The organism is Neolewinella persica DSM 23188 (assembly GCF_000373105.1).
GTDB classification, from domain to species: Bacteria; Bacteroidota; Bacteroidia; order Chitinophagales; family Saprospiraceae; genus Neolewinella; species Neolewinella persica.
This window is the reverse complement of the sequence record NZ_KB890447.1, coordinates 111,966-123,541: the sequence shown is the minus strand read 5'-3', so window position 1 is coordinate 123,541 and position 11,576 is coordinate 111,966. Positions and strand designations below refer to the sequence as shown.

General features: G+C 55.1%; 4 protein-coding genes. All 4 read right to left on the bottom strand.

Going from position 1 to position 11,576, the window contains the following annotated elements; all coding sequences use genetic code 11:
- Positions 1-467: 467 nt before the first annotated feature.
- The 4 genes from B036_RS0119525 to B036_RS0119510 are packed head-to-tail and all read right to left on the bottom strand — an operon-like array spanning position 468 to position 11,576.
- Complete coding sequence (locus B036_RS0119525; protein WP_020570415.1) at positions 468-1,814, bottom strand: ATP-binding protein; 1,347 nt, start codon at positions 1,812-1,814, stop codon at positions 468-470.
- Between the two features lie 11 nt (positions 1,815-1,825).
- The gene (locus B036_RS0119520; protein ID WP_020570414.1) at positions 1,826-6,154 is read right to left on the bottom strand and encodes a phage tail protein; all 4,329 of its coding nucleotides are present in this window, start codon (positions 6,152-6,154) and stop codon (positions 1,826-1,828) included.
- A complete protein-coding gene (locus B036_RS0119515) occupies positions 6,151-7,356 on the bottom strand; it encodes a contractile injection system tape measure protein (protein ID WP_020570413.1) in 1,206 nt (401 codons plus the stop codon). The genes B036_RS0119520 and B036_RS0119515 overlap by 4 nt, the downstream gene beginning before the upstream one ends.
- Complete coding sequence (locus B036_RS0119510; protein ID WP_020570412.1) at positions 7,353-11,576, bottom strand: hypothetical protein; 4,224 nt, start codon at positions 11,574-11,576, stop codon at positions 7,353-7,355. The genes B036_RS0119515 and B036_RS0119510 overlap by 4 nt, the downstream gene beginning before the upstream one ends.

Below are 11,576 nucleotides of genomic sequence, written 5' to 3'. Positions count from 1 at the left end.
AAAGTGGCCTAGTCCCGGAGGGCTATGGTGTGCACACATCTTTACGGTGCTCTAAATGATCGCGATTTTACACATCCGATGAACTTTCAGCCGACTACGTCAGGCTGAAAGATGCATCGGATGAGAAAACCGCNTGACTGTCGAGCCGTTTTCTCATCGTAGGCATCTTTTTTGAGCACGGAGGCGAAGCCGAAGCGCTCAAAAAAGTTCCTCCGATGTGTAAAACGGCGGGTCTGTAAACTTGTGTGCACACCNTAGCCCGGAAGGACGCCCTGCTTAGCGAGAGATCAGAGAAGGGCCTCCGGCTCGAGGGCAGCCCCTCGTTTTCGTTGATTTTTTGGATAGCGCCAAGCGGGGGAGGACGATTGCGCTGATCGCGATCAAAAGAATAGGACCAATGAAAGGAACACAAGCAAGGAGTTAAAACCTCCTCTGGCTCTTAGGACTTCATGTAAAAAAACAGCCCCCTACCCCGGAAACATCTTATTCCCCTTCTCATATTCCCGCCGGATCGCGGCAAGCAACAATGGTAAAGTGAGCGTTTTTTGTCCTGCGGCTAAGGCTTCCAGGGAAGCGTGCCGCAGCAAATTTGCGATAGCAGCGCCGGTAAGCTCGTAGCGAGTTACCAGCTCTTCAAGATTCACCTCCGGTCCTGGTGGCAGGTTTGCCGGAAGCATCTTTTCCCAAAGCAGCGCCCGCTCTGCCGGGCCCGGCACCTGAAAGGATACGATGGCCTCAAACCGGCGGGTAAAGGCCTGGTCGAGGTTATTGCGGAAGTTGGTGGCCAAAATAACCAGTCCGTCGTATTGCTCAACCCGTTGCAGCAGGTAGCTGATTTCCTGGTTGGCATATCGATCTTTGCCTTCTTTCACTTCCGTACGCTTGCCGAACAGCGCATCGGCTTCATCAAAGAAAAGAATCCACCCTTTATTTTCAGCTTTGGCAAACAGGGCGGCCAGGTTTTTCTCGGTTTCACCGATGTACTTGGACACCACCATGGAAAGATCGACCCGAAAGACCGACCGGCCAGCTGTTTTCCCCAACAGCCCTGCCGTCAGGGTTTTCCCCGTCCCCGGAGGGCCGTAGAAAAGGGCCCGGTAACCCCGGCGGGCGTAACGCCCGAATCCTGGCTGCCCGTCCATAGTGGTATGGTGCGCCAGGTAGTGCTGTACGTGCGTCAGGGCAAGAGACGTTTTCTTATCGAGTATTACATCGTCCCAGCTAAGGTTTGTCTCCACCCGTTGTGCCGGAAACTCCTTAGAAAAGGCAGGCTCAGCCAGCTGCCCCGTAATCATTTGGTCTAACCAGCTGGCATCGATTTGGAGTTGGCCGGCCATCACCGGTTCACCGGGCGGCGGCGGTAGCAGCCGCAGGATATTGGCCTTGATCAGGGGAGAATGCGGCGACAGCAGTTCCCGGCTGGCCAGGCGACTGGACAGGCTACCTCCACCAAGTAGAAACTGCAATGTCTCACCGGTTGGCAATATCCCCCGGTGTTGCTTTCCGCGCAGACCACCAAAAGTAAGTAAGTCCTTCCCGGCAGGCACTTTGGTCGCCAGGATGCGGGCCAGAAAGCCGGGGTCCAGCTCCGGCAACATCGCCAACACCACCGCCACCTGATGCCCGGGGTGCCCCGCCAGACTGGTGAGGAAGATGGCCAGCGGGAGCTGACTATCATTAGCCTGCAGGCCAGCCAATGGCGCTAACTCAGCTTTCTCCAGCGCATGCTCGATCCGGTTACTGAACAATTGTTCAGCATAACTCAATAGCGCTTCGTAAATGTTGAGGCCAACGATGGCGGTCCTGTTTTGCATAGTACGTTTACTTATTTTCCAAATTGGGTGTCCGGGCCAAGCGGGCCGAGTGCAGGGAAGGAGATACCACTGCCACTGGCAGCGTAGGTAACCTGGAGACTCTGGCGGGGATCTCGCCGGCTGGTTAATAACTTCATGGTTTCTTCAAGGATATTTTTCAACTCATTTTCTTCCAGTTTCTTTTGTTGGCCTTGCAGCGCTGCACGCAGTTCCACCACAACTGCCTCATCTCCGAAAGTACGCAGACTAGCCACCACCGTCATATTGAAGGTAAGGGGTGGGAGGGGGTTTTGTACGGGGTCTGCTGGTTGAGGACGGGCCCGGGAAGCGGTGGAAACGGCCTCATAGACCTTTTTCTCCACGTCTCCCATGGCCTTCAGGTTATAATCCGGAGAGGTCAGTACCAGGTTACCTGCTGCCCCAAATCCTGATCCGGAGAACCAATCTGCAATCAAGTGCGCACTGTGAAGCGGGAAGCCTCCGTCATCTGATCGTAGTCCGCCGCTACTAACTGTCCTTCCCCGCGTTCCACTGTCTTTTACCTTCAGGCTGTTGCCCTGGCTCGATTGGTTCAAGGTCTGGGCACTTCCCACCTTGCCAAAAGCTATCGAAGTAATAAAGTCGTCTGCCCCACCCTGCTCAGCCTGGTCGCTATAGTCGTAAGTGAACTGAAAGGCGTTATTAATAATTTCGTACCGCTGAATATTTGGCCGGTAGTTGGCGTGTTCCCGATGGCCCACTATGCTTTTTTCAAAGTAGGCCTTCATTTTGATCGCTATTCCTGATTTTTTGCCCGCATCAAACAGGTAGGCCTGCAGCTCGGTCAGTATGGCAACGCCCGGCCCGGCACTGCTTTCTTCGCCGGGTGGCGGCGCCTGGCGATGGACGACGGGGCGGCGATTCTCAGCGTAAGGGTTCCAGTTCTCGCTCGGCAGGTAATCATTATTAGATTGTCCTTTGCTGGTAGCGACGGCAGTTAGTGCGTCAAGGAAGGCACCTTTAAAGGCCGTGAAGTTTTCAATCTGGAAACTGCCCGACTGGCTCCCGCGCCCAAGGGGGCGCTGATGGTAATCGGCGATGTCTCCCAGTTCAATAAGTTTACTCACCACATCCGCCCAGCTCGTCAAGCCCTCAAATTGGTCTTCATTAGCAGTAACCGTATCAACCATGACTTGCTGGGCCGACGGGGCCACCTTGCCAAATTCCTGCTGAAAAGTTACCAAGACCGATTTTTCGCCAAACAGTTCGAAGAGGCGAATCAAATCACCCATCATACCACGTTGGGCAGCTTCGGTGCGGTCATCGGCTTCATTGGCTTCATTGGCAGCTTCAGCATTATCGGTGTCTTGCCGGGCCTCCGCCATTTCCACTACGGTTTGCTCGGCGAGGTCTTCGGTAGTGTTGCGTTCCGCCTCTACCTGGTCCAGTAAGCCACGCGCTTCGGTTTGTTTATTGGTATCCTTAATTTTTTCTGTCAATTGCCCACGCCACCTGGCCAGCTTTGCCTCAATCGTTTCCGGCTGACTGGCCACCATCACTTCCACCCCACCCTGGGTATCAATCCACATGCGGTGGCTTTCACCATCAGCGGAAAAGCTTAAGTCATCGCCTACCTCCCCATCGCCACCGGAACCTTCCGCTGCACCTGCGTCCGCGCCCCCGCCTATCCCTACCATGGCGAGCAAGTTGCGCGCCTGGCCCACAAGAAATCCAACCGCCTGGTCAACATATCCCAGAATCATTTCCTGAAATCCACCAATGATCTCCGCCACCTTTTCCGGCAAATCCCCAAGGCCCAGGAACCCGGCAATGAAGTCAATTACTGGCACCAACATCCCCGCCAGAGCTTCTTCCACCTTCAGGGCAAAGCCTTCAATATTTCCGGCAATGATCTCGACCAGGCCGTTGACCACAGATTCCACCAAGGCAAAAATGCGCGCTGCATTCTCGAAAATCCATTTGAAAACCTTGTAAATCGCCTCCACTACCTGGATGATGGCCCCAACCGGGTTGAACAGACCAATAATCCGGATAGTGGCAATTTCGATAATCGCCCCCACCATGTACTCCACCGCTTTCTCAATGACCATCGTAACGATGGCTTGCGGGTCGAGTTGCTCCTTGATCAGCTCAAAAATACCTGCCGGGCCCTCGGCCATGAGGAGGTCCAGCAGCTCATAGGCTTTTTCCAGTAGGCCAACGTTTTTCTCCCCAATGTGCTTCACCAGAATTTCCCTGATTTTCGGCCAGGTAAGCCCCAATATTTGCAGAAAAAAAGTGATGATACTTTTCAGCGAAGTATCAGGTGGCAAGGCCACACCCACGGTACCCATGGCGGAGAAAATCCAGTTGAGAAACCCCGACAGGAGGTGGCTGCCAAAGTTGTCAAAAAATTTCTGGAACCCGTTGCCAATACCCGTCATCACGTTATTGCCGAAGGCAACGGGGTCGTCGGCCAGGTCCTCCATCACGTGTTCAATCCGGGCCAGCAGTCCCCAAAACGCCGCCGGGGCGATACCCACTAATGAAAGCAACCCATTGATGATGGCCCGGACGGGATCATCGATGAAGGCCGCTACGGCCTCCACCACTTTTTGCACGATACCTTTAGCAGCTTCCCGCAGGTCAGCAATACGGGCACGGGCGGCGTCCACCGCAGTGGCCGCTTCGGTAACGAGTTGCTTATTAAAATTCTTCTGGGTATCGGTTACTTCCTCGCGCAGGCCATCCAGCCGCCCCTGGAAACCCTCCTGTTGCTGTTGGGCCCAGTCCTGAAGGTCAGCGGGTAGTTTATCGAATACGGCCTTGATGCGTTCGTCGGCACTGTTGATAAGTTGTTCACAACTCAGAATAATACCGTTAACGTAGGTCGAAATACCTAGGATAAGGGTACAAACATCGTCCCCGAATTTTTTCTCCGCCCTATCGTAAATACGGGTAATGTACCTGGGCAATCCGCCAAAATAATCGCCCACCGCATTAAAAGCGCCACCGATGCCCGAGTGCCTTTCTTCCACCTCATCTTTGGCCACCTGCAGGGCGTCATCGAATTCCTGAATGATGCTGGTCTTCCCCGTGTTCCAGCGCTCCAGTGCGGTAGCTGACAGTGGCTGGAGTAAGCCCCGAACGGTGCTCTGGGTCGTATTAAAAATACCCTCGGCTTCGGCAGAGGCAAGTGCGCGCTGGTCCACTTCCGAGCCCACCATTTCGCCCTGCTGCTGGTCAGCCCCGGTCAGGGAAGCTTCCCGGCTTTCCTGAAGAGCGGCCAGGGCACGGGCTTCCAGCGCTGCCATTCCCGCTTCGCTGTTGGCGATGGCTTCAGCTTGTTCCAGGGCTACCTGGGCGGGGTCTACCGCCGCAGTTTCTTCCAGTTCACCCAGGCTGGTACGGGCTTCTGCGACCGGTCCGGTGGTGATGATTTCAGCGGCCGGGCTGGTCATCCCCGCATCCGCCACCCGCTGCTGGTTGGCGGCAAGATCCTCTTCCAGGCTCAGGTCTTCATCGGGGACTGCATCCGGAGCTGCATTGCGGGCATTAGCGGCAGGGGTTGCCTGCTGCGCAGGCGCTGCGGGGATGGGCGCACTAACCTGGTCCGGGACGCCCTCGCCGGGGGTATCAAGTGCCGCATATTCGCTGTTGACGGACTCCGTCTCAGCGTTGACGTCTTGTTGTAAGTCCTCACCGACCTTATTGGCGTCGTCCTCTGGATCAGCTTCCAGCAAGGCGTCCTCATCCGGCGGACGTTTGTTCCGGATCTTCTCCTGAATATCATCGCATAACTTGACAATTTCGGGGCTGGGCTCGGGCTGTTCTTCCAATACGGCCGTCAGGGCAGCCTGGGTCCGGGCGCGCGTTTCCACCTCCGGTTCCGTCACATTGGCGCGTGCGGCTTCGGTGTTGGAGTTGGCAGGTGGGACTTCCCTGGCGGCACCTCCGGTGGTGCTCATGCGGCCACCGGAGGAACGGGCGGCGGAGCGGGAGTTGCTCTCCAGTGTTTCAGGAGCCGGGGGGATAATCAGCGACACCTCCAGCAGGGCTGCTCGTTCCGCTGCCGCTTCTTCTTCGGTGGCCGGAGCAATTTCTCCCACTTCGGGCAGGGCTGCAGCAGCCTCTGGCGGGGCACCTTCGGCATTGGCCTGTGGCGCGGCACCTTCCGTTTCAAGAGATTCAGGGGGGGCAACCGTCAGTTCATTTGGCGCGGCCGCAGGTGCAAGGAGGGGGTCAGGAGGCAAGGTGGTGGTACCGCCCGTCAGTGCTCCTGGCCCATCCGAAGTCGGGCCTTTGAAGCGACGGGGCGAGGGGCGACGTCGGCTGGGGGCTGTCCTTACCCGTTCACTCATGACCAATCCACTTGCAGCAGTTCTGCCATCCAGGGGGTTTTCACCAATCCGATGCTCCACGGCAGGTGGGCCAGGAGCAGATCCTGTGCTTTATATTCGACCAATAACCGCCAGCCACCGCCTTCTCGATAAAGCTTGCCCGGCCGTTGGAGAAAGCCCTGGCGCAAACCGTCGGGGCTTGTCCGTTTCAGCACCGACCAATGACCAATCACTCCCCGCAAAAGCTCGTCTACGGCCAGGCGGTCTTCGTCATTCAGGAGGTGGGGCGACAGCTCCTCATCGGGCTGGAGCCCTAGCAAAATCTTGGTTAACGGATGCTCCCATTCCGCAAAGTCCTGCCCTGGGCTTACGGCGTAATGAAGTAGAGCAGCCAAGTAGTGTGGGTTAAGGTCTCCCGTTTCGGTGAAGGTCTCCCGCTGTTTTGCGAGGTAGTTAATGTAGGGGTGGAGGATGACCAGTCCGGCGTTCTCCAGGTAAAAATCTGCTTGTATTGGTATTCTTACGTCCGGTTGGGCAGTAACCAGTGTGGGCGCTTCTTCCTTCGACAGCACCTCCCTGCCCACTGTGGTGGGTGAGGACATTTCCCCGAGCACCGCTTGCCAAACGCTGGTGGCTTTAGCGGACCTGGCGTAGGCCTTCCGGAGGCGGGGTTGTAGGCTGGCTGGCCGGCAGGCCAGCAACGCAAAAAAACAATGCTCCGCCACCTTCCCCGGCACCTGCGTTAAGCGCCCAACCCGCTGCGGTAAATTTGCGGACAACAAGTCGGCCAGTACAGACCATGCCGAAGCTGGCCATTTGGCCATTTCCTCCAACAGCTGCTCGCTCACTAACTCAATCGGGGGGCTCCCCGCCGGAAAGTTCCCCGTCTCCAGAAAATGGCGAAGCAGGTACAGCCCGTCGGGCGCTGGTGCCGGCTGCCGCTGCGCATGGTTCAGCGCCTTTGCCAGCGCAAGACTAAAAGTATGCCCCAAGTCTTCTTCGAGATCAGCAATATCCGCCACCGTAAGGCTCACCTCCACCCGATCTAAAACGATGGTTTCCCCCCTCGGTGCCAACACATCCAGCTGCCGGTTCAGGGCAGGGACCAGACTGCGTTTATGCAGCTGCTCCAACCGTCGGTGCCAAACGGAGGCCGCCTGGGGAGAAACGGCTCCCGCTTCAAGCACTAACTGCTGACGGTGGATATGGTGGACGGAACTCATACCTTAATCGTCTTTTTCTTAATGTTGAAGGCACCCGTCTCAGGGTCGACGATTACCAGGCTTACGATGGCAGATTTCACGCCTTCAGGGAAGGTAGCCACCGGGCCATCAGGGGTCTCTTTGACTACTGCATCGGGCGGGAATGACCAACTTATCGCTTTACCTTCCGTAGCAGCATTCAGTCTGAATAGACGTCCTTCCGCAGTCCTGCGTGTGGTGAATCCCCCCTGGGGTTTCGTCCCCGTCACCAGCGAAGTAAGTGGTAAACCAGTGGCGCAACGGTCCCGCTCTGCCGGGGAAACGGCTTCGATTCTGACACCATCAATTGTGGTTGCGTCTATAGTGTAAATTAAGTTCGACTTTATTTCTCTCAGCTCCTCGCCGCTAATAAAGACCAAGTAACTTAAATTGAGCACCAGGTTGAATTTGTGACAAGCGAAATACTCGATCCGGACAAAAGGAACACCGTCCTGCTCTTCCAGGCTAAAATCCAACGGACGTTCATTTGGCGGTAAGCCAAGACCACCATTCAGGGCAGTAACAGCTTTCTCCGTCAACTCAATGATGATTTCAATCACCGTGTCATAATTGTCAGGCGTAATGATCTGGATACCTTCTGCAATTAGCGTCGCACGGATTTCCTCGTTCAATTTGTTGAGTTGTTCTTCTGTAAGTCTTTCGCCGAATACCTCTATTTCCTCCCAGGTAAATTTGAACTCACGGTAAGTCATTTTACGACTCACCAATGGCGGAGACATCCACATCCGGTGAAGCCGGGATTCGGCTTTACCTTCACACGGCAAGTCGCACTCATTTCCCGGATCCTCACAACTTTGGGCGGCAAAGGGGTGGGTAAGGGTACAATTTTCACCAAATTCATCCGAAACGCTGATGGTAAAGTCTTCACCTGCCGGCACGAGGATTTCGCCTTGCCTACCTGCAGGCAGGTCCACCAATTCTCCTTGAGGATTGAGGAAAGCGTAAGGCGGCTTGCCGCCCTGGAGGGTAAATAAATGGCGGACCAATGTATTCTCCTTTACACATTCAGAAGAATCTGGCCGGAGAGAGAGCGGGGCCACCAGTTCAAGCGTAAGTGGAAGCGTCTGGCTGCCAGAATCTTTTATTTGGAAGCTGCCACCATTGGTGATGTTGAGGACCTGCCCGTCGGCAAGAGAAGCCTCGTTACCTGCTTCATCGACCAGGAAGTAGGGTTCAGTTCCCCCAACAACGGTGAATTTAAAATCAGCATTACTGGTACCTCCCTCACGCTGCGTACAGGTAGCCTGCTCCGCACTGGCACGGAGCTGCGCCGGTATCGGTTCCTCCGGTACCGGCGGGAAGATGTGGATCGGGGCGCTCTTGCCGCAACAACGATACGGGAGGTAAAAATCCCCAATGACCGTACCTGCAGATATGCCCGGAATGGACCGGGCGTTGTCTGCCGGCGCAGCCTGATTGAGGTCAATCTCGTGCGTTTGGTTGGCATTACTCACCCAATAATAATAGGGCTCCCGGTTACCACTTTCAATAATTAGCCGGGTAGGCAATTGATTGACAATCATGCGGAAAAACCCGTTATTCATCGTGGTAGCCCCAAAGGAAGTACCCTCAGCTCTGATCTTCGCACCACTAGCGGGTACGCTTCCCGCTCGCACGAAACCGATCAGGGTGAAATTGCCCGTGGTTGGTGCTGAATCCTCTGCCCCTTCACCGTGGTACAAGACAATGAAGGTGCCGCCCAATTCTGTCCCCGCCTTAAATTGCAGGCCAGGATGTTCCTTTTGGAATCCGCTCAGCAGCTGTCTTTTCAGTACCTCATCGCGTCGCTCGTTGTACTGCGCATAGATTTTGCGGAGCTCCGCCAGATCACCAGAACTAACGAATAGGTCCAGCTGGTCCTGAAATTCTCTCACATCAAGGAACCGATTGTCTGGCGGGTTGCCAGGCAAGGCCTCGTTCATGGCGTTATTGAGGCTACTGGCCCAAGCCCGTGCCGCTGCCTGTAAGCCCGTTAGTCCTCCCTGTGCAAAATCATAATTTAGTTGGCGGAGGGAGGTTGCAAATGCGTCTTCGGTTTGTAAGACGAGGTTGAGCAGCAACATTGGAAGGATGTAATAACCGTTCAGGCCCTGCAGATAGGGTGCATTCCCGGTATGCTGATCGAAATGTAGTTCGTAAAACTCGCCAAGGGTGTCTCTGGCGTAGCGGTAAGCATCCAGGCGTTGGAGCAACTTTGCCTGGGGTATAGCAACCCGGGGCAGCCCACTATCATTAGCATTATTATCGAGCCGTTCAATATCATATAGCCTGGCACCAAGTTCGGCCATCCGCCCCAGGAAGCGCTCCCGCCACTGGCAGTAATCCGCTTCCAGATCAGCAAACTGTACTTGATAGTCGTTGATCGCAAAGTCATCCGTCAGGCTTCCCGTCCGTAAGGCTATTACATCAATCGGCAAGCGATAGGTGGTGATCTGACGCTGTATTTCCCGGACTACGGCCAGGTACGGCTGTCCTACCCCGCCCTCGATGCGCAGGAACTTACGCGGCTCCAGATCATAACGGAGCGGGCGGTGAACGAAATCAGTATTATCATGCCAATCCACCGCATCAAAACCCAGGTTTTCGTTTTCACGTCCTCTGCGGGTCAGCTGGTAATTCCAGGTGCTCAACAGTAAGGTGGGGTCGTAGTAGTAAGGCAATGCTTTTGCCGACAGCTTGCGCCCCAGGAAGGAAGGCGTAATGCGGATCGGGTGGTGTAGTTTTAGCCTTTGGAAAGCATCGATCAAAAAGTCCTGGGCAGCCTTTAACACAAAGGATTTTTGGAAATTATCGATGGGTCTTGCGCTGACCGAAGCATAATAAGCGTTGGTTGCCCGCGGATTCACTTTCGCCGCTACACTTTCTGAGCGTACTGCATAGGTGCCTGAAACCCGATCACGGGCCAGCAGTGCACTGCTCAGAGCAGCAGCTCCTGCTACCGTGGCATCAGCGACCGCCGTAAAATCATCCGAGAAAGAAAAGCCAGGGCGGGCAGCAGGTACCGGTAATTCCGTACCAGCCACCAACAACACGAGGCGGTCGAAATACAGCAGCAAGGCTTCTCGGGTGCCGGATTGTTGATTCTGTACCGGGCTACTCACCCAGGTATGCCGTAGGTTATTCCTGATGCCGCCCTCATCAAAATGGTGCAGTACCAGGTGACGGGGGAAGATGCGGCCATCCGGGCAGCAGAGGCTGAACAGCTCCTCTGCTGTATCTCTCAGTTCGGCATAGGCCTGCAGGATGGTCATCAGGTGGTCGTAGTAATATTGGTAACCTAGGGCCACCTCACTCTCCAGCATCCGGCCATCATTCAAATACTGCATCCCGCTTACCCGGTTAAGGAACGGATTGCTAGCGTAGCCTGGCAGCAACGGGCTCAAAGCAGCGTAGGCCTCATCCAGTGCCGACTGTACTTCCTCCAGCCAATCCTGGGAAAGCATATTTCGATAGGCTTCGAAAAAATCCCGGGTAGACACCGGGCTGGTGTTGAGCACATCCCAACGTGGGCCCCACAAGCTGGGGAGGCTCAAACGTGTAGCCCTCCCTGCATGAAGCGCGTAATACGCTGCCACCTCCGGCACCTCGCCCATAAGTTCTTCCCGGATGTGCTCCAGGTCCTGGCGGCGAATAAGCAATGGGCGGACATTTGTTTCTACCGTCTTACCCTTATCGTCACAATTGTTTGGGGTACAATTCCGGTTATCCAGAAGTTTACACTCAAATAACAGCAACAGCACTTTCTCATCTCCCTCTCCTTCCAATTGATCTACCCCGATGAGAAAATCCTCACTAAGAGGCATTGTGGCAGGATCATCATCATCCGCAACTTTAAGCTCCCACATGGGGTAAGTGTCCGTTCCGTCCGGCAAGTCGAAAAAAGTATAATCGATCGCAACGGGCATCGCATATGGGGAAAAGTATTCGAGCACCTCGTCCTCATCCCAACGAATCAAGTAGCCTTCGCTGGTTACGCCACAGCCTTTGGAAATAGAAATACCAAAGTTATTCTCTCCCTGGCCGTACGAGGCTTCGAGGCCGCAGACAATACCGATACCGATCAGGTGGGTTCGTGTCAGCCGATCCTGTTCGTCGAGGTATTCGAATAAATCATTCAAATGCTGATTACTCAGTACTTGATTGGGTGCGAATTGTGGGTAAGTGGTTTGTTCGGGAAACAT